Origin of the sequence: Rikenella microfusus DSM 15922 (assembly GCF_000427365.1) — a bacterium.
Taxonomy (GTDB): Bacteria; Bacteroidota; Bacteroidia; order Bacteroidales; family Rikenellaceae; genus Rikenella; species Rikenella microfusus.
Genome location: NZ_KE386488.1, coordinates 659,650 through 678,274 on the forward strand (window position 1 = coordinate 659,650; position 18,625 = coordinate 678,274).

Annotated in this window: 26 protein-coding genes; 1 reads left to right on the forward strand and 25 read right to left on the reverse strand. The window is 58.3% G+C overall.

From position 1 onward, the window contains the following. Nucleotides 1–8: 8 nt before the first annotated feature. The gene (gene galK / locus RIKMI_RS0103850; protein ID WP_027290510.1) at nt 9–1,163 is read left to right on the forward strand and encodes a galactokinase; all 1,155 of its coding nucleotides are present in this window, start codon (nt 9–11) and stop codon (nt 1,161–1,163) included. A gap of 143 nt (nt 1,164–1,306) precedes the next feature. Here galK and nadE read toward each other — a convergent pair whose 3' ends face one another. The 25 genes from nadE to rplN all read right to left on the reverse strand — a co-directional run bounded on the left by nadE (nt 1,307) and on the right by rplN (nt 18,624). Next, nucleotides 1,307–2,716: an NAD(+) synthase gene (gene nadE / locus RIKMI_RS12965; protein WP_051214327.1), complete on the reverse strand. Its 1,410-nt coding sequence runs from the start codon at nt 2,714–2,716 to the stop codon at nt 1,307–1,309. After that, nucleotides 2,713–3,531: a glutaminyl-peptide cyclotransferase gene (locus RIKMI_RS0103860; protein WP_027290511.1), complete on the reverse strand. Its 819-nt coding sequence runs from the start codon at nt 3,529–3,531 to the stop codon at nt 2,713–2,715. Before RIKMI_RS0103860 ends, nadE begins: the two co-directional genes overlap by 4 nt. A gap of 1 nt (nt 3,532) precedes the next feature. After that, complete coding sequence (locus RIKMI_RS0103865; RefSeq protein ID WP_245584932.1) at nt 3,533–4,609, reverse strand: glycosyltransferase family 2 protein; 1,077 nt, start codon at nt 4,607–4,609, stop codon at nt 3,533–3,535. Next, nucleotides 4,593–5,522, reverse strand: coding sequence for a lysophospholipid acyltransferase family protein (locus tag RIKMI_RS12970; protein ID WP_147288431.1), 930 nt, complete (start codon nt 5,520–5,522; stop codon nt 4,593–4,595). Before RIKMI_RS12970 ends, RIKMI_RS0103865 begins: the two co-directional genes overlap by 17 nt. Further along, nucleotides 5,522–6,352, reverse strand: coding sequence for an inositol monophosphatase family protein (locus RIKMI_RS0103875; protein ID WP_027290513.1), 831 nt, complete (start codon nt 6,350–6,352; stop codon nt 5,522–5,524). Before RIKMI_RS0103875 ends, RIKMI_RS12970 begins: the two co-directional genes overlap by 1 nt. 431 nt (nt 6,353–6,783) lie before the next feature. After that, nucleotides 6,784–8,091 carry a phosphopyruvate hydratase gene (gene eno / locus RIKMI_RS0103880; protein ID WP_027290514.1) on the reverse strand — a complete coding sequence of 436 codons (1,308 nt, stop codon included), beginning with the start codon at nt 8,089–8,091 and terminating at the stop codon, nt 6,784–6,786. A gap of 168 nt (nt 8,092–8,259) precedes the next feature. Next, nucleotides 8,260–8,799, reverse strand: a complete 540-nt coding sequence (gene rplQ / locus RIKMI_RS0103885) for a 50S ribosomal protein L17 (protein WP_027290515.1) — start codon at nt 8,797–8,799, stop codon at nt 8,260–8,262. A gap of 8 nt (nt 8,800–8,807) precedes the next feature. Beyond that, a complete protein-coding gene (locus tag RIKMI_RS0103890) occupies nt 8,808–9,800 on the reverse strand; it encodes a DNA-directed RNA polymerase subunit alpha (protein WP_027290516.1) in 993 nt (330 codons plus the stop codon). 26 nt (nt 9,801–9,826) lie between these two features. Beyond that, on the reverse strand, nt 9,827–10,435 hold the full coding sequence (gene rpsD, locus RIKMI_RS0103895) for a 30S ribosomal protein S4 (RefSeq protein WP_027290517.1): 609 nt from the start codon (nt 10,433–10,435) through the stop codon (nt 9,827–9,829). A gap of 197 nt (nt 10,436–10,632) precedes the next feature. Continuing rightward, entirely contained in the window at nt 10,633–11,022 is a 390-nt protein-coding gene (rpsK, locus tag RIKMI_RS0103905) for a 30S ribosomal protein S11 (RefSeq protein ID WP_027290518.1), read from the reverse strand. 37 nt (nt 11,023–11,059) lie between these two features. Then, nucleotides 11,060–11,440, reverse strand: a complete 381-nt coding sequence (gene rpsM, locus RIKMI_RS0103910; RefSeq protein ID WP_027290519.1) for a 30S ribosomal protein S13 — start codon at nt 11,438–11,440, stop codon at nt 11,060–11,062. Nucleotides 11,441–11,506: 66 nt separating this feature from the next. After that, nucleotides 11,507–11,623, reverse strand: a complete 117-nt coding sequence (ykgO, locus tag RIKMI_RS0103915) for a type B 50S ribosomal protein L36 (RefSeq protein WP_027290520.1) — start codon at nt 11,621–11,623, stop codon at nt 11,507–11,509. Between the two features lie 56 nt (nt 11,624–11,679). Further along, complete coding sequence (infA, locus tag RIKMI_RS0103920) at nt 11,680–11,898, reverse strand: translation initiation factor IF-1 (protein ID WP_022063789.1); 219 nt, start codon at nt 11,896–11,898, stop codon at nt 11,680–11,682. A gap of 45 nt (nt 11,899–11,943) precedes the next feature. Then, a complete protein-coding gene (gene map, locus RIKMI_RS0103925; protein ID WP_027290521.1) occupies nt 11,944–12,720 on the reverse strand; it encodes a type I methionyl aminopeptidase in 777 nt (258 codons plus the stop codon). Nucleotides 12,721–12,870: 150 nt separating this feature from the next. Then, complete coding sequence (secY, locus tag RIKMI_RS0103930) at nt 12,871–14,196, reverse strand: preprotein translocase subunit SecY (protein ID WP_027290522.1); 1,326 nt, start codon at nt 14,194–14,196, stop codon at nt 12,871–12,873. A gap of 25 nt (nt 14,197–14,221) precedes the next feature. After that, complete coding sequence (rplO, locus tag RIKMI_RS0103935) at nt 14,222–14,665, reverse strand: 50S ribosomal protein L15 (RefSeq protein ID WP_027290523.1); 444 nt, start codon at nt 14,663–14,665, stop codon at nt 14,222–14,224. Between the two features lie 26 nt (nt 14,666–14,691). After that, nucleotides 14,692–14,874: a 50S ribosomal protein L30 gene (rpmD, locus tag RIKMI_RS0103940; protein ID WP_027290524.1), complete on the reverse strand. Its 183-nt coding sequence runs from the start codon at nt 14,872–14,874 to the stop codon at nt 14,692–14,694. Between the two features lie 34 nt (nt 14,875–14,908). Further along, nucleotides 14,909–15,427 carry a 30S ribosomal protein S5 gene (gene rpsE, locus RIKMI_RS0103945; protein ID WP_027290525.1) on the reverse strand — a complete coding sequence of 173 codons (519 nt, stop codon included), beginning with the start codon at nt 15,425–15,427 and terminating at the stop codon, nt 14,909–14,911. 20 nt (nt 15,428–15,447) lie between these two features. Further along, nucleotides 15,448–15,810 carry a 50S ribosomal protein L18 gene (gene rplR / locus RIKMI_RS0103950; RefSeq protein WP_027290526.1) on the reverse strand — a complete coding sequence of 121 codons (363 nt, stop codon included), beginning with the start codon at nt 15,808–15,810 and terminating at the stop codon, nt 15,448–15,450. A gap of 14 nt (nt 15,811–15,824) precedes the next feature. Continuing rightward, a complete protein-coding gene (gene rplF / locus RIKMI_RS0103955) occupies nt 15,825–16,382 on the reverse strand; it encodes a 50S ribosomal protein L6 (RefSeq protein WP_027290527.1) in 558 nt (185 codons plus the stop codon). A 21-nt stretch (nt 16,383–16,403) separates the two neighbouring features. Beyond that, a complete protein-coding gene (rpsH, locus tag RIKMI_RS0103960; RefSeq protein ID WP_027290528.1) occupies nt 16,404–16,802 on the reverse strand; it encodes a 30S ribosomal protein S8 in 399 nt (132 codons plus the stop codon). Between the two features lie 274 nt (nt 16,803–17,076). Beyond that, nucleotides 17,077–17,346 (reverse strand): 30S ribosomal protein S14, encoded by a 270-nt coding sequence (gene rpsN / locus RIKMI_RS0103970; protein ID WP_027290530.1) that lies wholly within the window; start codon nt 17,344–17,346, stop codon nt 17,077–17,079. A 3-nt stretch (nt 17,347–17,349) separates the two neighbouring features. After that, nucleotides 17,350–17,907, reverse strand: a complete 558-nt coding sequence (gene rplE / locus RIKMI_RS0103975) for a 50S ribosomal protein L5 (RefSeq protein ID WP_027290531.1) — start codon at nt 17,905–17,907, stop codon at nt 17,350–17,352. Continuing rightward, complete coding sequence (rplX, locus tag RIKMI_RS0103980; RefSeq protein WP_027290532.1) at nt 17,907–18,230, reverse strand: 50S ribosomal protein L24; 324 nt, start codon at nt 18,228–18,230, stop codon at nt 17,907–17,909. Before rplX ends, rplE begins: the two co-directional genes overlap by 1 nt. Before the next feature lie 28 nt (nt 18,231–18,258). Then, nucleotides 18,259–18,624: a 50S ribosomal protein L14 gene (gene rplN / locus RIKMI_RS0103985; RefSeq protein WP_027290533.1), complete on the reverse strand. Its 366-nt coding sequence runs from the start codon at nt 18,622–18,624 to the stop codon at nt 18,259–18,261. Between the last annotated feature and the right edge of the window lies 1 nt (nt 18,625).

Sequence of the window (18,625 nt, forward strand, 5' to 3'; positions counted from 1 at the left end):
TCGTTATCATGGACATTACCAACGTACGCAATAAATTCAAGGAGCTGTACGGCACCGAAGGCGCCGTGTACGCTTCGCCGGGCCGCGTCAATCTGATCGGCGAACACACGGACTACAACGGCGGTTTCGTACTGCCGGGGGCCGTGGACAAGGGGATGGTCGCCGAAATCGTCTTCAACGGCACCGATAAAGTACGGGCCTACGCTCTGGACTTGGGCGAAAAGTCGGAATTCGGCCTCAGCGAGGACGACGCGCCGAAGGAACACTGGGCCAAATATATCTTCGGCGTATGCCGCGAACTGACCAAGCGGGGCGCGACGATCAAAGGTTTCGACACGGTATTCAGCGGCGACGTGCCGCTGGGAGCCGGGATGTCCTCGTCGGCCGCGCTGGAATCCACCTACGCTTTCGCGCTGAACGACCTGCTGAATTTAGGTTTCGACAAAATGACGCTGGCCAAGGTCGGCCAATCGACCGAACACAACTACGTCGGCGTGAAATGCGGCATCATGGACCAGTTCGCCTCGATCCACGGCAAAGCCGGCCACCTGATGCGGCTGGACTGCAAGACGGGCGAATTCCAGTACGTGCCGTTCGATCCGGAGGCCCACGGCTATAAAGTGGTGCTGATCGACTCGTGCGTGAAACACGAACTGGTCGGTTCGCCGTACAACAAGCGGCGCGAGAGCTGCGAACGGGCGGTGAAGGCCATCCAGCGGAAACACCCCGAAGTGGAATTCCTGCGCGACGCGCAGCCCGAATGGCTCGAAGAGGTAATCGGGGTCATCTCGCAGGAAGATTACATCCGCGCCAAATACGCTATCGACGAGGTACACCGCCTGCTGGACGCCTGCGCGGCGCTGGCGGCGGGAGACTACGAAACGGTGGGGCGCAAGATGTACGGCACGCATATCGGCATGTCGGTGCTCTACGAAGTGTCGTGCGAGGAGCTGGATTTCCTGAACGAAGTGGCGAAAGAGTGCGGCGTGACCGGTTCGCGCGTGATGGGCGGCGGTTTCGGCGGCTGCACGATCAACGTGGTTCCGGCGCCGAAATACGACGAATTCATCAACACGGCGAAAGCGAAGTACAAAGAGCGCTTCGGCATCGACTGCAAAGTCTATCCGGTAGTGATCTCGGACGGCGCGCGCCGGATCGCATAATCCGTTCCGGGGGCCGCCGAGTGCGGCCCCTTTTACAAAAATTCGGGTCCGATAAAGACAATGCCTTTATCGGACCCGAATTTTTATCTTTCCATACTCGCACGGCGCCTCTCTTCGGGGCAACGCTTCCGCCGGGGCATGCATCACAATACTTTTGCAGCCGTAATCGGCCACTGCCACTCCACCCCGAACGTGCAACCCGACACCCGAAGCGCAGGCGGCAGCTGGAACCGTTTGAAATCCCCCGACAGCAGCAACCGACAGACACGCTCGACCGTCGCCGCATCGAACCCTTCGGCGACCACCTCCGCCGACGACATGCCGCCCTCGACGAGCCGCACCAGAATCGCGTCCAGCACCGGATAATCCGGCAGCGAATCGCTGTCTTTCTGCCCCGGCCTCAACTCCGCCGACGGCGCTTTCGTCAGGATATGCTCCGGGATCGGCGCCACGCGGCCCGCCGCTTCCGCCTCCGCATCGATCCGCCGCGACAACGCATAGACATCCCCCTTGTACAGGTCGCCGATCACCCCCAACGCACCGCTCGTATCGCCGTACAACGTACCGTATCCCACCGCCGCTTCGCTCTTGTTCGACGTATTGAGCATCAAGGCCCCGTGGCTGTTCGACAACGCCATCGTCATCATCAGCCGGATACGGGCCTGCATGTTCTCCTCGGCCAGCCCCCGTTTTTTATCGTCCGTCGCCGCCCGGAGCACAGGCTGCAAAGCCTCCAGCGCAGTGCCGAAAGTCTGCGCGATCGGTACCAGCCATACCTGTTCTTTCGGGATGCCCACCCGGCGAATCATCTCCTCGGCATCCGCCACCGAATGATCCGTCGAGTACTGCGACGGCAACATCACCGTCTTCACCCGTTCCGGCCCCAACGCTTCGACCGCCAGGGCGAGCACCAGCGCCGAGTCGATGCCGCCGGACATCGCCACGCAGGCGTCCCGGCATCCCGTCTTGGCGAAATAATCCCGCACGCCCAGTACCAAAGCGCGGTGCAACTGATCCATCCGGTCGCCCCAAACGGCACCCGACAGCCACCCTCCCGCTTCGGTATCGATCACCGCCAGCGACTCTTCGAAGAGCGGCAGCGTCACGACACTGCCCGACGGACAAGCGACGCAGGAACCGCCGTAGTAGATCGTCCCGGTCTGCGCCCCCGTCTGATTGACCCAGACCACCGGTTTACCCGACGTCCGCGCTTCGGCCAGCCACCGGTCTCGGTTCCGTTCGGCGACCCCGTGGCGAAAATGGTCGGCCGCGCAGACGATCTTCACCCGGTCGCATTCGCAGTCCGACAACACTAACCGCACCCCCCGCGCAGCGGCGAACGCCTCCAGGGAAGCCCGCGCTTCGGCCGCCTCCCTGCGGAACGCAGCGGAACCGGCCAGTCCGAGCAAAGGCGTCCCCGTCGCCGCCTCTGCTCCGAAAACGACCCGTTCGACCCCCTGCGCAGCCGCCTTGGCCACGGCCTCTTTCATCTTCGCCGTATTCCCGGCGACATCCCCCACCTTATAATTCTGCTGTACGAGCGCTATCTTCATAACCCGACCTCGATTTCAAACAATTTATCCCAATTCTTGCCCGTCACGAAAACGCGGTCCGTCGCCGGATCGTGGGCGATCCCATTGAAAACGTCCGTATCCCGCCGGTGCGCGATGCGCGTTTCGAGCGCGGAACAGTCGATATAGTGCGTTACCCGCCCCGTCGCCGGATTGATGACCGCAATCAGGTCGGTCAGATACAGGTTGGCCCAAAGTTTCCCGTCGATCCACTCCAGTTCGTTGATCTGCGTCACCTCCCCGTTGTGGTCGTACACCCGGAACCGGCGGCATTGCGAGAAATCCGCCGGATCCAGCACCCGTATCCACGACGAACCGTCGCTCATGTAAAGCGAATCGCCCCCCGCGCCGGACGTCAGCCCCCACCCTTCCCCGGTATAGGCGAATACGCCGACCTGCCGGAAATCCCGTTTGTCGTACACGAAACAGCGCTGTTCCTGCCAGGTCAGCTGGTAGAGCAGCGAATCTCCCGCCAACGCCAGCCCCTCGCCGAAATAGCGTCCCGGCAACGAAAGCGTCCGCTCCGCGCGGCCCGTGTTCAGATCGACTTTCCGCAACGAGGATTCGCCGTACTCGCCCGTGCTTTCGTACAGTCCGCCATCTGCCCAGAGCAGCCCTTGCGTATAGGCTTTCGCATCGTGCGGATACTCCGCCGCGATGCGCGGCACCACCCGCTTCGGTTCGGGTACCGGAACGGCGGCCTGCGACGGGGACGCCGCGCCGGAGTTTCGCGGCGCCGTGCCTCCGCAGGCCGCCGCACCGAACAGTACCGTTATCGCAACCAGCAATCGTTTCATATCACATCATGTTTCCGAATTTCCGTTTCCCGACCAGGTACCTCAACGCCACGCTCCCGCGGTACAACACCTGTTTCGCCGGCAGGGCGTACCCCTCTTTTCCGGGTTGCCGCACCAGCCGGGGCCGCATCCGCCGCCAGAAGTCGCGGTGGCCCCGGACGACGGCGCCGGCGAACGATCTCTTCCCGGTACACAACCACAGGAGCGCTTGCAGGGAGTCGGCCCAGAAGCGGACGAAATAGACCCCGGCGAAAGCGGCCCCCGGAAGGTTTTTGTAGAGCATCGCCAGGTTGTTGCGAAAGTTCAGATAGGTCTTTCGAGGCGAAGTGGCGGGCAAAGCGCCGCCGCCCACATGATTCACCTGCGAGGCGGGGCACACCATGACTTTGTATCCGCTGCGATGGAGCCGCCAGCAGAGGTCGATCTCCTCCATGTGGGCGAAGAAAGCTTCGTCCAGTCCGCCGAAAGCGTGCCACAGGTCGGCCCGCACGAGCATCGCCGCCCCGCTGGCCCAGAATATTTCCCGTGCCGTGTCGTATTGCCCGTCGTCTTTCTCCAGCGTGCCGAAGATGCGGCCCCGGCAGAACGGGTACCCCAACATGTCGATGAATCCTCCGCAGGCGCCCGCGTATTCGAAATAGCCGTCCCGTCCGTAGGCATGCAGTTTGGGCATCGCCGCCCCTACCCTTCCGTCGGCCCGCATCGTCTCCACCAGCGGGACGAGCCAGCCGGGAGTCACTTCCACGTCCGAATTGAGCAACAGGTAGTAATCGAACCCGGCGAGCGACGGATGAGCCAACGCCCGGTTGTAACCGCCGGTGAATCCGTAATTGCGGTCGAAAGCGATCACCCGCACCGGGCCGCCGTCCGTACCGGCACAGGTCTCTTCCAGCCATCGTACCGATCCGTCGGTCGATGCGTTGTCGGCCACGACGACCGTCACTTCACACCCCGGCGGGGCGTACTTCCCGGTCGAGCAGTCCGCTACCCCGGGCAGAAAACGTTGCAGGAAACCCTCGCCGTTCCAGTTCAGAATCACTACCGCCAGCCGTTCCATTCCGTTACTTCCGCTGCTCATCATGAATCCGGTCCGCTATCCGGCCGGCATGGGGATGGTGCGCCAGCCAGTTGTCTATATCGTGTTTCCAGCGCCGGTGCGACCACATCCACAGCTCCGGCCGCTGCCGGATCATCCGCTCCAGCCGTTCGGCGTAACGACGGGTGATTTCGCCCTCTTCCACCGCTTCGTCGCCGTCGTAAACGAGGTCGAACACCGCTTCGTAATAACCGCGCCTCACTTTCCGCACGTCGAGGAAAACCACCGGCATACGGAACTTGACCGCCATCTTCTCCGTCCCGGTAAAAAACGGCGTCCAACGGCCCAGAAACATCGTCCAGTTCTGTATCTCGGGCCAGGCGGGAGTCTGGTCGGCGATCAGGGCCAGCGTCACGTGGCTCCCCGACCGCGTGCGCCGCACCATCTCGCGCCCCACGTCGTGCATCGGCACGGGAATAACCCCGAACCGGCTACGTATCTTGCGGTAGAACCGGTCGGCCCCTTTATTGCTCAGGGGACGGTAAACCGCCAGCGCATTGTCGTGCGTCTTGTAAAGGTCGAAATTGGTGGTATATTCCCACGATCCGTAATGGGCCATGGCCGATATCCACGACCGTCCCCCGGTCCACCGCATCAGGTCGTCCATATTGAGGTACTTCATCCGCCGGCGGATCTGCTTTTCGCTGACCGAGGCCAGCGAGAGGGTTTCGATGAAGACGTCCGCCAGGTGTTTATAGAACCGCCGCGCGATTTCGGCCCTTTCCTTTTCGCTTTTCTCCGGGAAAGAGTCGCGCAGGTTGGTCCGCACCACCTCCCGCCGGTAACGCACCACGCTGTAAAGCACCCACCGAATGAGGTCGGAAAAGAGGAACTGCACTTTGTAGGGCAGTTTGCCGAGGCACCACGCCACGGGATATATCAGATAGTAAAGCATCAGCAGCCGCACTTGGTAAATCGGGTACCGGCCACCAAACGGAATATTTCATCCCGGACCGCAGGAGCGGCAGCAACGACGCTCCGCCCGAAAACATAGTCGTCGCCCCCGGCAAAATCGGTTACGCAACCGCCGGCCTGCCGGACGATAAAGGCTCCGGCCGCCACGTCCCACGGCGACAGGTTGATGTGGTAAAAGGCGTCGGCACGCCCGCAGGCTACGTACACCAGGTCGGTAGCCGCCGAGCCGAGCCGCCGGGCGCCGTGGCTGTGGCGGTTGAAATAGGCGAAACTGTTTTCGAAATGACGCACGACGGACTCGTCCAGCCCGTAGGCCAGCCCGGTCAGCACCAGCGCGTCGTCCACGTCCGCCACCTCCGAAACCCGGACAGCTTCGCCGTTCAAAAAAGCGCCCGCAGCCCCTTTCCAGGTATAGAAGCACTCCCGCAGGGTCACTTCATGAACGACTCCGATCACCGTTTCGCGGGCCTGCGTATCCCAAAGCGCGATACTCACGGCATAAGGAGGAAGACCGTGCACGAAATTGGTGGTGCCGTCCAGCGGGTCGATGATCCACTGATAAGGGGCATGGTCGTCCGAACGCCCCGATCCCTCTTCGGCGATGAAGCCGGCTTCGGGCAGCAATTTTTCCAACGCGGCGATAATCATCTTCTCAGCGCCTTTATCGACATAGGAGACGAAGTTATGCGTCCCTTTCACTTCGACTTTGTCGGTCGTGAACCGTTTCCGTTCGGCGGCGATATACGCTGCGGCTTCGTCGGCGATCTGCCGAACGCGGCAGCACATCTGTTCCCAATCCGGTCGTACCATATGGTTTTGCGATTTTAACAGGGCCTTTTACAGACCATAGAACAAAGATAGCAATTCCCGCAACAGGACAACCCGATAAAGGATCGTTATTTTACACTGTACCGGAGGTTTCTTTGATAAAAAGAATCGAAGAAACTTGCCGGAGCTTCGCTAATCCGGGCGTGTCCGGTCTTAATCGGTGGACCGGATGCTGCCACAGCGACGCACGGCTGTGCTAAGACTCACCGGCTCGCAAAACCCGGCCTCGGCTGGTTTAGGATGCGTAAGCATGCTCGAAAGTCTTTCCGGTTCTCTTTCCTCAGAAAGAGAACGGGTCCGTACAACACAATGAGCAAAAAGAACGGTCCTCTTAAGGCATAAGAAAAACGGGTCCTGCGCGTAATGCACAGGACCCGCAAAGCGTAAAGAATAGCCGCTAAGGAAACAGCGGACTATTTCTGACGATAGATCTTGGTGTAGCCGTAGATCGCTTCGTCGCCCAGCTCTTCTTCGATACGGAGCAGCTGGTTGTACTTGGCCATACGGTCGGAACGGCTCATCGAACCGGTCTTGATCTGACCCGAATTGGTAGCCACGGCGATATCGGCGATCGTCGCGTCTTCAGTTTCGCCCGAACGGTGCGAAGTCACGCTGGTGTAGCCGGCACGGTGCGCCATTTCGATGGCGTCGAGGGTTTCGGTCAGCGAACCGATCTGGTTCACTTTGATGAGGATCGAGTTGCCGCAACCCATTTCGATCCCTTTCTTCAGGAATTCGACGTTGGTCACGAACAGGTCGTCGCCCACGAGCTGGCAACGGTCGCCGATGGCGGCGGTCAGTTTCTGCCAGCCTTCCCAGTCGTTTTCGCTCATACCGTCTTCGATCGAGTCGATCGGGTATTTTTCGACCAGGCCTTTCAGGTATTCCACCTGCTCGTCGGAGGTGCGTTTAGCGCCCTTGTCGCCTTCGAACTTGGTGTAATCGTAAACGCCGTCGGCATAGAATTCCGACGAAGCGCAGTCCAGACCGATCGCAACGTCGCCGCCCTGGCATTTCAGCCCCGGTTTGTAACCGGCTTTCTTGATGGCTTCGATGATCGATTCCAGCGCGTCTTCAGTCCCTTTCAGGGTCGGTGCGAAACCGCCTTCGTCGCCGACTGCGGTCGAGAGGCCGCGGTCGTGCAGCACTTTCTTCAGCGCGTGGAACACTTCTGCGCCCATACGCAGCCCTTCGCGGAACGAAGAGGCGCCTACCGGACGGATCATGAATTCCTGGAAAGCGATCGGGGCGTCGGAGTGCGAACCGCCGTTGATGATGTTCATCATCGGAACGGGCAGAGTCTTGGCATTCGAACCGCCGATGTAACGATACAGCGGCACGCCGAGGTAGTTGGCGGCGGCTTTGGCGCAGGCCAGCGATACGCCGAGGATGGCGTTGGCGCCGAGGTTCGATTTGGTCGGGGTGCCGTCCAGCGCGATCATAGCCTTGTCGATGCCGACCTGGTCGGTAACCATCATGCCCACGATCTCTTTGGCGATCACTTCGTTGACGTTCTGAACGGCTTTGAGCACGCCTTTACCCAGGTAACGGCCTTTGTCGCCGTCGCGCAGTTCGAGGGCTTCATGCTCGCCGGTCGATGCGCCGCTCGGCACGGCTGCGCGGCCGAAAGCGCCGCTGGCGGTCAGTACTTCAACTTCTACGGTCGGATTGCCGCGCGAATCGAGGATCTCGCGTGCATGTACGCTGATGATTTGTCCCATTTTCTTTAATTATTGAAAAGTGAATGTTCTGTATCTCAAAAGTCGAGGGGAATTCGCCTTCTGCGGCAAATTCCCCTCAAAAGTAGTGCTTTGTTTTCGACTACGCAAATTTTTCCGTCCCGGTTCCGTACCGGGCCGAAACCCTTGCGGAACGGAAGGAAGCCTGCGTTACTCGGCTTTGGTTTCAGCCGTTTCGGCGACTGGAGCCTCGGCAGCTGCCGGAGCGGCAGTTTCGGCCGATGCTGCGGCGGTTTCGGCTGCCGGAGCGGCTTTCTTGGCACCGCCGGCACGACGGGTACGCCCTTTCGGAGCGGTTTTCTTGGCTGCCCCTGCGTTCTGGGTGTATTCGCCGTTGAAGTCCACCAGCTCGATGAAGCAGGTTTCGGCACCGTCGCCCTGACGGAAACCGGTTTTCAGAATACGGCAGTATCCGCCCGGACGGTCTGCGATTTTCGGAGCCACTCCGCGGAACAGTTCGGCGACGGCCTGCTTGTTCTTCAGATACGCGAATACCATACGGCGCGAGTGGGTGGAATCGTCTTTCGATTTGGTGATGATCGGTTCCACGAAAGTGCGCAGCGCCTTGGCTTTCGCCACGGTGGTGTTAATGCGTTTGTGCAGGATCAGCGACGCTGCCATGTTCGCCATCAGGGCCTTTCGGTGCGAAGCCTGGCGGCCCAGGTGGTTGATGGTTCTGTTATGTCTCATGGTTGTGTTTAGTCTTTGTCAAGTTTGTACTTAGCCACGTCCATCCCGAAGTGGAGGTTCAGGCTTTCGAGCAGTTCGTCCAGTTCGGAGAGCGACTTCTTGCCGAAATTGCGGAATTTCAGCAGGTCGCTGCGTTGGAAACGCACCAGCTCGCCCAGGGTTTCCACCTCGGCCGCTTTCAGGCAGTTCAGCGCACGCACGGAAAGGTCCTGCTCGGTGAGTTTGGTCTTGAGCAGTTGGCGCATGTGCAGAATATCCTCGTCGAACTCCTCGGTAGCTGCCTTTTCCTCGGTTTCCAGGGTGATCTTCTCGTCGGAGAAGAGCATGAAGTGGAAAATAAGGATCTTGGCGGCCTCTTTGAGGGCGTCTTTCGGATGGATAGAGCCGTCGGTGGTGATTTCGATGGTCAGTTTTTCGTAGTCGGTCTTCTGCTCCACGCGGTAGTTTTCGACCGAATACTTAACATTCTTGATGGGTGTGTGAATCGAGTCAATCGGGAGCAGCCCGAACGGAGCATCCGAAGGACGGTTCTCTTCGGCGGGCACGTAACCGCGCCCTTTGCCGATGGTGAGTTCCATCTGGAATTTCACGTCGGGTTCGAGGCGGCAGATCAGCAGGTCGGGATTGAGGACTTTGAAACCGGTCATGAAGTTCGAAAGGTAGCCGGCGGTAAGCTCGGTGACCCCGGTCACGTTCACGGTGACTTTTTCCGATTCCACGTTCTCGACGGTCCGTACCAGACGCACCTGTTTCAGGTTCAGAATGATTTCTATCATCTCCTCCATCACTCCGGGGATGGAAGCGAACTCGTGGTCCACGCCCGGAATGTGTACCGTGGTAAAGGCGTAACCCTCGAGTGACGACAGCAGTATTCGGCGGAGTGCATTACCCACGGTGATGCCGAAACCGGGCTCCAGCGGACGGAATTCGAACCGTCCGAAGGATGCCGTGGAGTCGAGCATGATCACCTTTTCGGGCTTCTGGAATGCTAATATTGCCATAGTGTTTTGTGCTCCTCGATTAATGACTATTTAGAATAGAGTTCGACGATCAGTTGTTCGTTGATATTTTCGGGAATTTCCGCCCGTTCGGGTTTCTGCATGAATTTCCCCGACATGGACGAGGCATCCCACTCGATCCACGAGAACCGGCTGCGCTGGGTCGAACCCAGGGCGTTCTGGATCACTTCCAGCGCCTTCGATTTTTCGCGCACGGCAACGATCTGCCCCGGTTTGAGCGAATACGACGGAATATTGACAACTTCGCCGTCCACCGTGATGTGACGGTGCGATACGAGCTGGCGCGCCGCTGCCCGCGTCGGGGCGATGCCCATGCGGTAAACGACGTTGTCCAGACGCGACTCCAGGAGCTGGAGCAGCACTTCGCCGGTAACGCCCCCTGCGCGTTCGGCCGCCTCGAAGGTGCGGCGGAACTGCTTTTCGAGCATACCGTAAAGGGCTTTCACCTTCTGTTTTTCTTTCAGCTGCACGCCGTATTCCGAAACTTTCTTGCGACGGCGGTTCAGACCGTGCTGTCCCGGAGGATAGTTTTTCTTTTCGAAAGAGGTGTCCGAGCCGAAGATCGGTTCGCCGAATTTACGGGCGATTTTGGTTCTTGGTCCTGTATAACGTGCCATTTTATCTTTTTACTTTTTTGTCTTTTGTTGAAAAGTGTGGTAAAATTTATCCGCTTGTCCTTTTCCGGTGTGTTCCGCGGCGGATTCCCGGTCGATTCCCGCTTCGGGTTTACGGACGGCATGCATCCCGGCATCCCTCCCAATATCCCCCATAGCATCCTCTCCCCGGCCCCCCGGCGTCGAACCGGACGCAAGGATCAGACACGACGACGTGCCGGCGGACGGCAACCGTTATGGGGCAGCGGGGTCACGTCGATGATTTCGACCACTTCGATCCCGGCGCCGTTGATGGTGCGGATCGCCGATTCGCGGCCCGCGCCCGGCCCTTTCACGTACACTTTCACTTTGCGCAACCCCAGGTCGTAGGCCACCTTGGCGCAATCCTGCGCTGCGGTCTGGGCGGCATACGGGGTGTTTTTCTTGGAACCGCGGAAGCCCATCTTACCGGCCGAGCTCCAGCTGATCACCTGTCCTTCTCCGTTGGTCAGCGTAACGATGACGTTGTTGAAGGTGGAGTGGATATGTGCCTGACCAAGCGCGTCAACTTTGACGACTTTCTTCTTTACTGATCCTGTTTTCTTTGCCATAATTTTATGCCTAATTGGAGTTAGGATAACCGGTTAACTACTTGGTTGCCTTTTTCTTGTTCGCAACGGTCTTCTTGCGTCCCTTGCGGGTGCGCGCGTTGTTTTTGGTGCTCTGGCCGCGAACGGGCAGGCCCAGGCGGTGGCGGATGCCGCGGTAGCAACCGATATCCATCAGGCGTTTGATGTTGAGCTGGATGGTCGAACGCAGCTCGCCTTCCACACGGATACCTTCGCCTGCGATCACGTTACGGATAGCGCCGACCTGCTCGTCGGTCCAGTCTTTCACTTTGGTATCCTGATCGATGCCTGCTTTGGCGAGGATCCGGGCGGCCGTGCTGCGACCGATGCCGTAGATATAGGTGAGGCCGATTACGCCCCGTTTGTTCTTAGGTAAGTCGACTCCGACAATACGTGCCATAAGTTCTGTTCTTTTTCTTTGAAATTCGTAAAACTCAGTGAATTCCTGAAGCTCTGCCGGTGGGGACTAACCCTGACGCATCTTGAGTTTCGGGTTTTTCTTGCAGATCACGTACACGCGGCCTTTGCGGCGTACGATCTTGCAGTCTTCGCTGCGTTTTTTGATGGATGCTCTGACTTTCATCGTTTTGAGTGGTTTGATTTTGGAGAGGAACCTTCACGGCCCGCTCTTCCGAAACGTTACTTGTAACGGAACGAGATGCGCCCCTTGGTGAGGTCGTAGGGCGACATTTCTACCTTTACCTTGTCCCCGGGCAGAATCTTGATGTAGTGCATCCTCATCTTTCCGGAGATGTGGGCGGTGATTATGTGGCCGTTGTCCAGCTCCACGCGGAACATGGCGTTGGACAGGGCTTCGATAATGGTACCGTCCTTTTCGATTGCAGCTTGTTTGGCCATTCAGTGTTGGTTTTTAAGCATTGCGGTCGGGCGCTCGTCGACTTCTCAGTCGATGGGCAGCCCTTTTTCGATATACTCAAACGTGGTGAGGACATCCGGCCCTTCGTCCGTGATCGCCACAGCGAACTCGAAGTGGGCGGAGGGCTTGCGGTCGGCGGTTCTGACAGTCCAACCGTCCTTTTCAAAGATTACATTACGGGTGCCGAGGTTGATCATAGGCTCTATGCAGAGCACCATCCCGGCTTTGAGCTGAGGACCGCTGCCGCGTTTCCCGTAGTTCGGGACCTGCGGTTCCTCATGCAGGCTGCGCCCCAGGCCGTGGCCGACCATTTCGCGGACGACGGTCATGCCGTGGCTTTGGGCATATTCCTGTACGGCGTGGGAAATATCGCCAATCCTATTCCCCACTCTCGCCTGCGCTACACCTCTATAAAGGGCTTCCTTGGTGACATCCAGCAGCTCCCGAGTACGCGGGGCCACCTCTCCTACCGCAAACGTGTAGGCGGAATCGCCATGAAAACCGTTCATAAATGCGCCGCAGTCCACCGACAGAATGTCGCCTTCCCGCAATGCGTAACCCGACGGAATCCCGTGTACGATCTGTTCGTTGACCGACATGCAGAGCGTGGCGGGGAAGCCTCCGTAACCTTTGAAATTCGGCACCGCGCCGTGCGAGCGGATGTACTCTTCGGCCAGGCTGTCCAGCTCCGCGGTGGTGACACCCGGTCGGATGTTGCGCCCCACGAGGGCCAGCGTACGGCTGACGAGTCGGTTGCTCTGACGGAGCAGTTCGATCTCCTCTTTGGTTTTCAGGTATATCATTTGGTGTATATATAAAAGAACCCTTTCTTTCGTTATGGTTCCGTAGCCGCATGGAGTCCCTATCATCGGGGAAAGTGAACGGCGGAATCGCCGTCCACTCCTTGATACGGGGCGAAGACGGATGTCTTCCGCCCCTTCCCGATGCGGAAACTAATTCATGCGTCCTTTCATACGTCCGCTTTTCATCAGGCCGTCATAGTGACGCAGCAACAGGTGCGACTCGATCTGCTGCAAGGTATCGAGCACGACGCCCACGAGAATCAGCAGCGACGTTCCCCCGTAAAACAGGGCGAACTGGCCGTCCACTCCGATCATGTGCGCGAACACGGGCAGAATGGCGACGATGGCCAGACAGATCGACCCCGGCAGGGTAATCCGGGTCATGACGGTATCCAGATAGGAGGCCGTCTGTTTCCCCGGTTTGATCCCCGGGATGAAACCGCCGTTGCGCTTCATGTCGTCGGCCATCTGGTTGGTGTTGATGGTGATCGCCGTATAAAAATAGGTGAACGCCATCACCAGTATACCAAACACGAGGTTGTACCAGAAACCGTAGATGTTGCCGAACACGGCGCCGAGTCCCTGGGTGGCTTCGAACTTGGTGAAGATCAGCGGCAACATCATGATCGCCTGAGCGAAGATGATCGGCATCACGCCGGCTGCGTTGATTTTCAGCGGAATGTACTGGCGCACACCGCCGTACTGCTTGTTACCCACGATACGCTTGGCATACTGTACCGGTATTTTCCGTACGGCCTGCACCAGCGCGATCGTCCCGGCGAATACCAGGAACAGGAGCACCAGTTCGACGATCAGCATCACGAATCCGCCGCCGGCGGTCGTGAACCGGGCGTTGAGTTCGGCCAGGAACGCATGCGGCAACCGCGCGATGATCCCGATCATAATGATCAGGGAGACCCCGTTGCCGATCCCCTTGTCGGTGATCTTCTCGCCGAGCCACATCACGAACATGGTTCCTGCAATCAGCACCATCGTCGCGCTGAACGTGAACAGGAACGAGTTCCCGAGCACGAAAGCCGACTGCGGCAGCTGGTAATGCAGGTTGGCCAGGTAGGCCGGAGCCTGGAGCAGCAGGATGCCGATGGTCAGGTAGCGCGTCCACTGGTTGATCTTGCGACGGCCGCTCTCCCCTTCTTTCTGGAGTTTCTGGAAGTAGGGAATGGCGATCCCCAGCAACTGGATCACGATCGACGCCGAGATGTAGGGCATGATCCCCAGCGCGAAAATGGAGGCATTGGAGAACGCCCCCCCGGAGAAGATGTCGAGCAGCCCCAGGATCCCGTCCGCGGTCTGTTTCTGAAGGCCGGAGCCGCTGAGCGCTTCGGGGTTAAGCCCCGGAAGCACCACGAAGCTCCCCAGCCGGTAGATCAGAAGCAGCCCCAAGGTGTAGAGGATGCGGTTGCGCAGCTCTTCGATCTTGAAGATGTTCCGAATGGTGTCTATTAATTTTTTCATGAGCCGGAGCTAAAAAAGTGGATGATTAGAGTTTGGTCGCGGTTCCGCCCTGCGCCTCGATAGCGGCCTGGGCCGATTTCGAGAAGGCGTGCGCCGTAACGTCCACTTTCCGGGTCAGCGCCCCGGTTCCGAGCACTTTCACCGCGTCGTTGCGGGATATCAGCCCGGCAGCCACCAGTTCGGCCTGGCCGATGGTCGTGATGCCTTTGGCGGCCAATGCTTCGATGGAGACGAGGTTGACGGTCTTGAACACCACTTTGTCGATATTCGTGAAGCCGAATTTCGGCAGACGGCGCTGCAACGGCATCTGACCGCCCTGGAAACCGCGTTTGTGTTTGTAGCCCGAACGCGACTGGGCCCCTTTGTGGCCGCGCGTCGAGGTTCCGCCGTAACCCGACCCCTGTCCGCGGCCGATGCGTTTTTCGCTGTGCGTAGAGCCTTTGGCGGGTTTGATATTACTGAGGTTCATTGTTGTGTCTGTTTTTGAAAAGCCGGTTATTTAACTTCTTCGACGCTGACGAGATGTTTCACTTTCTCGACCATGCCCATGATTTCCGGGCATTTGTTGTGTTCCACGCTCTGGCGGATCTTGCGCAGTCCGAGAGCGTCCAGATTGGCGCGCTGCTGCTTGGAAGCACCGATGCGGCTTTTGGTCTGGGTGATCTTAACTATTGCCATTTCGCTGTAGTTCTGTGTGGTTTAAGGTACGGGATTACCCGTTGAATACTTTGGTCAGTGAAATACCGCGGGTCTCGGCGATAGTCACCGGGTCGCGCAGTTCGGCGAGCGCGGCTACCGTGGCTTTCACCAGGTTGTGCGGGTTCGACGAACCTTTGCTCTTGGCCAGCACGTTTTTCACGCCCACGCTTTCCAGCACGGCACGCATGGCGCCCCCGGCGATCACGCCGGTACCGGGCGAAGCCGGACGCAGCAGCACGCGTGAACCGCTGAACTTGGCCACCTGTTCGTGCGGGATGGTCCCTTTGAGCACCGGCACTTTGATCAGGTTCTTCTTGGCGTCTTCGACGCCCTTGGCGATAGCCGTGGTCACTTCGGAAGCCTTGCCGAGGCCGTAGCCTACGATGCCGTTCTCGTTCCCAACCACGACGATGGCGGAAAAGGTGAAGGTCCGCCCCCCTTTGGTAACTTTCGTTACACGCTGTATGCTTACCAGACGGTCCTTAAGCTCGATGTCGCTGGTGCGTACTTTCTTTATATTGTTCGTTGACATGGTTTTTCGTTGGTCTTGGTTTAGAATTTAAGCCCGCCTTCGCGTGCGGCATCGGCCAGTTGTTTCACACGGCCGTGGTACAGGTAGCCGTTGCGGTCGAAAGCCACGCTGGAAATCCCTGCGGCGATGGCTTTGGCGGCTACGGCTTTCCCTACGAGGGCGGCCACTTCGGTCTTGGTCTTGCCTTTGGCGGCTTCGGCCACTTCCTTGTCCAGCGAAGAGGCTGCGGCGAGGGTACGGCCGGCCTTATCGTCGATCAGCTGGGCGTAAATCTGCTTGTTGCTGCGGAAAACCGTCAGGCGCGGCGCTTCGGCCGTACCGTTAACGATCTTGCGAATGCGCATTTTGATGCGTGCGCGTCTTGCTATTTTATTCAGTGCCATTGTCTTCTTAACTGTTATTTGGAGTTAGCTGACTTCCCTGCCTTGCGGCGCAGTTGTTCGCCTACGAACTTGATACCTTTGCCCTTGTACGGTTCCGGCTTGCGCAGCGAGCGGATCTTGGCCGCCACCTGTCCGAGGAGCTGCTTGTCGGCGCTCTTGAGGGTCAGGATCGGGTTGCCTTTCTTTTCGGCGAAAGCCTCGGCTTTCACTTCGGCCGGCAACAGGATATGGATGTCGTGCGAATACCCCAGACTCAGTTCGAGGATCTGGCCTTTCACTTCGGCTTTGAAACCGACGCCGATGAGTTCCTGTTTGGTCTCATAGCCGGTCGATACGCCGTGGACCATGTTGGCGATCAGGGCGCGGTACAGGCCGTGCATGGAACGGTGCCGCGGCTGGTCGGTGGGCCGTGTTACATGGATCTCTTCTCCCTCGACCTTCACGGTGATGTCCGGATCCACTTTCTGCGAAAGCTGTCCGAGAGGGCCTTTCACGCTTACCACATTATCGGCGCCAACGGTAACGGTAACGCCTTTAGGCAGGTTTACAGGTAATTTTCCGATTCTTGACATTGTATCGTCTGGTTTGTTGGATTAATATACGTAACACAGCACTTCGCCGCCCACATTCTCGTTGCGGGCCTGCTTGTCGGTCATGATACCTTTGGAGGTCGAAACGATGGCGATGCCCAGGCCGTTCATCACGCGCGGCATTTCGGCCACGCTGGCATAACGGCGCAGACCGGGACGGCTCACGCGCGTCAGGGCCTTGATCGCCGGAGTTTTGGTCTCCGGATGGTACTTCAGGGCGATCTTGATCGTCGAGAAGCCTTTTTCGTTGGTTCCGAATTTGTAAGCGAGGATGTAGCCCTGTTCGTGCAGGATGCGTACGATCTCTTGCTTGATTTTCGAGCCGGGAGCTTCAACCACTTTATGGTTGGCTTTCACCGCGTTTCTGATACGGGTCAGAAGATCTGCTATCGGATCTGTCATGGTTAAAAATGATTGTATTGTTTGTTGTTTTTCAATGCGTTACGCACGATCCTCCCACGCAAAGGGATTACACGAGCGTCCACAAAGAGTGGCAAAGTTACAAACTATTCATTAATAATCAAATTATTAGCCGGGTTTTTATCGCTTTCCCCGATTCCGCCGGATGGTACGGGGAGGCTCGGACGACAAAAAGGAGTTCCGCGACGGCGGAACTCCTTTTATCGTTTGCGGCTCCATAAAGCGGCCGCAGCGGTATTCAAACCGGAACGGCCGGTTACCAGCTCGCCTTCTTCACACCCGGCAGCAGGCCTGCGGATGCCATTTCGCGGAACTGGATACGGCTGATGCCGAACTGGCGCATATAGCCTTTCGGACGGCCGGTGATCTGGCAACGGTTATGCAGGCGGATCGGGTTCGAGTTTTTCGGCAGTTTGGCCAGCCCCGCATAGTCGCCGGCTTCTTTCAGAGCCTTGCGTTTCGCTGCATATCTCGCCACCAGCTTGGCCCGTTTCACTTCGCGGGCTTTCATCGATTCTTTTGCCATGGCTTAGTTCTTTTTAGCGTTTTTAAAAGGAAGGCCGAACTGTTTGAGCAGCGCGTAAGCCTCCGTGTCGTTCCCGGCGGTGGTGACGAACGTGATTTCCACGCCGAAGATCTTCGTGATCTTGTCGATGTCGATTTCCGGGAAGATGATATGTTCCTGGATACCCAGGGTATAGTTGCCCTGTCCGTCGAACTTGTCGTTGATCCCCTTGAAGTCGCGGATACGCGGCAGCGATACGGCGATCAGACGTTCCAGGAATTCGTACATGCGTTCGCGGCGCAGGGTGACGCGCACCCCGATCGGCATCTGCTTACGCAGCTTGAAGTTCGAGATGTCCTTCTTGGAACGGGTCTGCACGGCGCGCTGGCCGGCGATGGTCGAGAGTTCGTTCTGGGCCACTTCCACCAGTTTCTTGTCGGCAACTGCCGCACCGATACCCTGGTTGATGACGATCTTTTCGAGCTTCGGTACCTGCATGATGCTCTTGTAACCGAACTCTTTCATCAAAGCGGGAGCGATCTCCTCTTTGTATTTGGTCTTGAGTGAAGGTACGTATGCCATTATTTGATCTCCTCCCCTGATTTGACGGCCACGCGGACCAGTTTGCCTTTATCGTTCTTCTTGCGTCCCACGCGGGTCGGTTTCCCGGTTTTGGGATCGAGCGGCTGCAGGTTGCTGATGTGGATCGGCGCTTCCTGCTTCACGATACCGCCCTGGGGATTGGCGGCGTTGGGTTTGGTGTGTTTGCTCACCATATTGACCCCTTCGACGATGGCGCGCTGCTTTTCGACAAGCACCTCGAGCACTTTGCCCTGCTGGCCCTTGTTGTCGCCTGCATTGACGTACACCGTGTCCCCTTTTTTGATATGTAATTTGGTCGACATTTCTGTGTGTTTGTTAAAGGTGTGTGTATTACAGCACTTCCGGCGCCAGCGAGATGATCTTCATGTTGGCGTCGCGGAGTTCGCGGGCCACCGGACCGAAGATACGCGTACCGCGCATTTCGCCGGCGTTGTTGAGCAGCACCACGGCGTTGTCGTCGAAACGGATATACGACCCGTCCGGACGGCGGATCTCTTTTTTGGTCCGTACCACGATCGCTTTCGACACGGCGCCTTTCTTGATGTCGCCCGACGGGGTGGCGCTCTTCACGCTCACGACGATCTTGTCGCCGATCGACGCGTAGCGGCGGCCGGTACCGCCAAGTACACGGATACAGAGAACTTCCTTGGCTCCGCTGTTATCGGCTACGGAGAGCCGGCTTTCTTGTTGTATCATG